Annotated in this window: 2 protein-coding genes; both read right to left on the reverse strand. The window is 64.8% G+C overall.

Annotated elements, in window-relative coordinates; genetic code table 11:
• On the reverse strand, window positions 1–494 hold a 494-nt coding region (locus W930_RS0125205; protein ID WP_200873104.1), incomplete at its 3' end, for a CesD/SycD/LcrH family type III secretion system chaperone.
• Window positions 491–1,117: a hypothetical protein gene (locus tag W930_RS0125210; protein ID WP_023598478.1), complete on the reverse strand. Its 627-nt coding sequence runs from the start codon at window positions 1,115–1,117 to the stop codon at window positions 491–493. The genes W930_RS0125205 and W930_RS0125210, both read right to left, overlap by 4 nt.
• Window positions 1,118–1,248 lie beyond the last annotated feature (131 nt).

The following is a 1,248-nucleotide window of genomic DNA, read 5'->3' on the forward strand; positions in this document are numbered from 1 at the left end:
CGGGCGCTCGCCGAGCGCGCCAGGGCCCGGTGCTGCGGAAGATCGCCACACAGACGTTGCGTCGCGCGATACGCCTTCAGGGCGAAATCGACATTGCCCGCGCCCTCGTAGCTGACGCCGGCGAGATACGGGGCGCGCGGATCGGCTGCACGGATCACGCCGGCCTTGGCGAAGCACGGCAGCGCCTGCTCGTGGTGGCCCAGGCGCTGATAGCAGAGGCCGAGGCCGAACCAGTCGTCGAACGACCACTGGTCGAGCGTGGCGAGCAGGAAATACACGCGCTGGGCCGCGGCGATGTGGCCTTGCGAGAAGCGATGACGCGCATGCGCACGCACGCGCATCAGATCGGACACGTCGATATCGGCGAGCATGCGCAGTGCCCCGCCTCGCGAAAAGAAGCGGGCGAAGATCGCCTCGATCTCGGCGGACAGATGCGCCGACACCTCGGGCGTGGTCGGCAAAGGTGTGGCCAACGTTCCCGACTTCGCGCTCATGAACGCATCGATCCGTTGATCTGGTTGAGCTGCTGGCCTCGCGAGCTGATGATCGTGTTGGCGAGCGTGGAAACGCCGTTGTATTCCTGCAGGAACTTGTTGATCTCGATCTGCTCGATCGTGCGGCTGTCGGTCGCCTCCTCGCTGCGGCTCTCGGCGGCGGCCTTCAACGCGCGCAGATGATCGGCACGGTAGTCGCCCGAGGCCCCCGCGGGACCGGCGTAGCCGGCTTCGCCAAACTTCTTCGCACGCGACTCCCAGGCCTGCAACGTCTTCTTCGTGCCGCTGTCGTCCACCGTGATCAACAGGTCGTGCGTGTCGAAGAATTCGCGAATGCCGTCGCCGACCTTCGTGGTCTTCGATGTATCGGTGCCGAGCTGGTTGATGAGCGTTTCGATCTGGTTCGCGACGTCCCTCGCCTGGCGGCCGTGCGACTGGCGCGAGCGCATGAGGTCGATCTTCTCCTTGGCGTCGCTGCCGCTGGCCTGCATCAGCGTGGCCGCATGCGCCAGCAGCAGGGAATGGATGTCGATGGCTCGGCCGGCGGAGAACGACGGGGTGGCAGGAGATGCGAACGATACCGCAGCACCATGAGCTTGACGGGTCGGGTCGATATTGATCATGAGGAAATCCCTGGCGTGAGAAAAAATCGGAATGGGTAGCGCATGGCGTTCGCGCCCCGACACCCGGTGTCAGAGACTGGCGACGATCTTGCCCATGATGTCGCGCAGTTTCGCGATCACGGCGTTGTTCA

This window comes from Pandoraea sp. E26 (assembly GCF_000681415.1).
Taxonomy (GTDB): Bacteria; Pseudomonadota; Gammaproteobacteria; order Burkholderiales; family Burkholderiaceae; genus Pandoraea; species Pandoraea pnomenusa.